Source organism: Nostoc sp. 2RC (assembly GCF_014222165.1).
Classification (GTDB): domain Bacteria; phylum Cyanobacteriota; class Cyanobacteriia; order Cyanobacteriales; family Nostocaceae; genus Nostoc; species Nostoc linckia.
The window spans coordinates 1-2,776 of record NZ_JACKZU010000597.1; the positions used below are offsets into that span (position 1 = coordinate 1).

The 2,776-nt window shown below is 42.4% G+C and carries 3 protein-coding genes; 2 read left to right on the forward strand and 1 reads right to left on the reverse strand.

The genetic code is table 11. The annotated features are described in order from the left end of the window. Window positions 1-5 precede the first annotated feature (5 nt). Window positions 6-737: a DNA repair protein RadC gene (radC, locus tag GNE10_RS33560; protein WP_185570362.1), complete on the reverse strand. Its 732-nt coding sequence runs from the start codon at window positions 735-737 to the stop codon at window positions 6-8. A gap of 324 nt (window positions 738-1,061) precedes the next feature. Here radC and GNE10_RS33565 point away from each other — a divergent pair, with 324 nt between their 5' ends. Together GNE10_RS33565 and GNE10_RS33570 are read left to right on the forward strand one after the other, a co-directional pair. Further along, entirely contained in the window at window positions 1,062-1,622 is a 561-nt protein-coding gene (locus GNE10_RS33565; RefSeq protein ID WP_185570363.1) for a hypothetical protein, read from the forward strand. 87 nt (window positions 1,623-1,709) lie between these two features. Continuing rightward, window positions 1,710-2,285 carry a hypothetical protein gene (locus GNE10_RS33570; protein ID WP_185570364.1) on the forward strand — a complete coding sequence of 192 codons (576 nt, stop codon included), beginning with the start codon at window positions 1,710-1,712 and terminating at the stop codon, window positions 2,283-2,285. The last annotated feature ends 491 nt before the right edge of the window (window positions 2,286-2,776 follow it).

Below are 2,776 nucleotides of genomic sequence, written 5' to 3' on the forward strand. Positions count from 1 at the left end.
TCCCCCTAATCCCCCTGCGGACATTCATCCCACAACGTCGTCACTTCTCGTAAACTTTGATGATTACCATTGCCCAAAATGAGATGATCTAGCAGGGGAATGCCTAAAAACTTTGCCCCTGTTAATAACTGGCGCGTCAATTCTATGTCTTCTTGGCTGGGTTCGAGGTTACCGGAAGGGTGGTTGTGGGCAACTATTACTTGCGTTGCGCCTTGACGAATTACTTCCCGAAAAATTTCACGGGGAGAGGCTAGGGTTTCAGTTGCGGTGCCAATAGTAATTACTTGCGTACCCAGCAAACGATTTTTAACATCTAACAGTAAAACTGCAAAACGTTCTTGCATCTGCCACATTAAATCTTGACTGAGGGTAGCAGCAGCAGCAAGTGGACTATCAATTAGTGTCCCTTCAGAAGGTCGAGATTGAAAGGCACGTTTGCCTAATTCAATTGCAGCTAAAATACTTGTTGCTTTGGCGGGGCCGACACCGGGAATTTGCATTAATTCTGCGGGTGTTACTTCTCGCAATGCTGCCAAAGGATCGCGCTGATGTTTGCCCAATTCACTTAAGATATATTGCCCCAAACCCACAGCTGAGAGTTTCCCCGGCCCTTGACCAGTGCCTAGTAGAATTGCAATTAACTCGGCTGTGCCTAAAATTTTGGCCCCATGTGTCATTAATCGTTCGCGCGGACGCTCATCTAAAGGTAGGTCAGCAATTCTCAGGCAATATGTCATATAGGAATCCGATTTGATTAATGAACATATTTGTGTAGAAAGGGAACTCTTAACAGGGAACTCTTAACAGGGAACAGGAAAAAAGGAATTTAGGGGTGTACTGAGTTTTTTCACTCAATCAAATATGAGTCCTATAGAAAACTCAGAAAATAGTCACCAAAGATGGAAGTATCCTTAGTTATCCCTTGTTTGTTTTCCAAATGATCTTTATTTGAGAAAATCTTTAATTTTGAGAATTTCTAGGGGTCGCTGATTTGCAACTTTCCCAGGGAATACTAAAAATATTATGACTTTGTGGCAATGTCTACCACAGGAAACTACGTTATGTTTGACGATATATTAAATAATCTCAAAAGTTGTATTGACTCTAAAATTCAAGAAGTTGGTAACGAACTGCAAAAACGCTTCGGCGTTCCCGAACCCGCAGGGCCATTTGTGCTGATTCGTCGATTCAACACTGCTGATTCCACAATTACCAAGGGGGGTATTAGAACTCTAGGAGAAACCTGGGAAATTGAGGCCTATGACGATAATACTCAGTCTTTGATAATTAGTGCAGATCCTTTGCGAAATGTCATTTTATTTGAAGTACCAGAACCCAACCTTCCAGAATGTGTTCTTGCTTGCCAATTTCACGCCAAAGCGCTAAACACTGAAAAACCAATTAAAGTTAGTTTAGGTTGGCAAAGAACCGGACAGTGGGGTACACTAACGACGCTGCAACCAACAGAAGTTTCACTAACACAAGATTTTCAGCCTTACGAAGCCCGTGCTTATTTTAAAAAAGAAGCGGATGCTGCAAAAATTCAAATTAGCGTGCAATTTGAGAGTAGTGGGTTTCTTCAGATTAGAGATATTGAATTGTTGCAAGCGCCTGTAAAGTAACTTCTAAGTATTGCAAAAGGCTGACTTTTAAAGGGAAGACTAAGAATCAGATAATTTAGGGCGATGCCTACGGCAGTAAACTACGCTATGTTTGACGAGTTATTCAACAATTTCCAAAATTTTATTATCTCTAAAGCTCAAGAAGTCTTGAAGGAGCTAGAAAAACCCCTTATTATTCCCGAAGCCGCAGAACCATTTGTGGTAATTCGTCGATTTACAATTGCTGATTCCACAATTACCAAGGGAGGTATTAGAACTTTAGGAGAAACCTGGGAAGTTGAAGCTTATGAAAATAATACTCAACGCTTTCTAACTAATAGTAACGATCCTTTGCGGAATGTCATCTTGTTTGAAGTTCCAGAACCCGATGTTCAAGAATGTGTTCTTGCTTGTCAATTTAACGCGAAAGCTCTGAACACAGAAAAATCGATTGCAGTAAGTTTAGGTTTACGTAGACCAACAGAATCGGGCACAATGAGAAGAACTTCATGGGGTACAGGAGTTTCACCAACGGAAAATTTTCACCCTCACAAAGTGCGTGCCTATTTTAAAAAAGAAGCGAATGCTGCCACAATTCAAATCGGCGTGCAATTTGAAAGTAGTGGCATTCTTGAAATTAGAGACATTGAATTGTTGCAAGCCCCCGTTAAAGCGCAATCATAAGCAATATTCAACTTTAATGCTACAGGGAAGGCGGAATACGCAAAGGTCATAACGGAAGCTGCTACAGACTGCGCGGAATACGCAAACGTCATGACGTAAGCTGCTACAGGGAAGGCGGAAGCTCTTACAGGCTGCGCGGAATACGGAAACGTCATGGCGGAAGCTGCTACAGGGAAGGCAGAAGCTCTTACAGGCTGCGCGAAACACGGAAATGTCAAGGCAAAAGCTCTTACAAAGAAGACGGAAACCGCTACAAGGAAGGCGAAACAGAAAAATTCGTTGATAAGTAGGTCAACTTAATTAAACTTAGTAAACTCTTGTGGGGTAGGCATCCTGCCATTGGTGTCAATTTAACGTGAAACCCTTGTAAAAACGCGATTTTGAATTCACTAACTTACCATCATGCTTTGCGTTACCCCACCCCGGCTTTGCTGGCGCAAAACCTCCCCTCCCCTTGCCAAGGGGAGGGGATTAAGGGGTGGGGTAAAACG

Excerpts from the sequence above, each read along its gene's own strand:
- radC (WP_185570362.1), bottom strand. The coding sequence starts at position 737 with ATGACATATTGCCTGAGAATTGCTGACCTACCTTTAGATGAGCGTCCG.
- GNE10_RS33565 (WP_185570363.1), top strand. The coding sequence starts at position 1,062 with ATGTTTGACGATATATTAAATAATCTCAAAAGTTGTATTGACTCTAAA.
- GNE10_RS33570 (WP_185570364.1), top strand. The coding sequence starts at position 1,710 with ATGTTTGACGAGTTATTCAACAATTTCCAAAATTTTATTATCTCTAAA.